This window comes from Rhizobium sp. SVR5-9E, from assembly GCF_056755095.1.
The window spans coordinates 1-236 of record NZ_JBNDHS010000744.1; the positions used below are offsets into that span (position 1 = coordinate 1).

Consider the following 236-nt stretch of genomic DNA (forward strand, 5'->3'; position numbering starts at 1 on the left):
CCATCAATAAGAATTAGCTGTGGTAAATTTTCACCTTCATCCAAAAGTCTTTTGTAACGGCGATAGATCACTTCTTCCATAGTAGCAAAGTCGTTCGCTCCTTCTACAGTTTTTGGATGAAAGATTCTGTAATCGGCCTTGCTGGGTTTTCCATCCTTAAAAACAACGCAAGCGGAAACGGGATTTGTACCCTGAATGTTTGAGTTATCAAAGCCCTCAATATGACGAGGTTCCAC

At 41.1% G+C, this 236-nt stretch carries 1 pseudogene; it reads right to left on the minus strand.

The features are described from left to right. Positions 1-236, minus strand: a pseudogene (locus ACPYOJ_RS36810) (excinuclease ABC subunit UvrC); the annotation flags it as partial.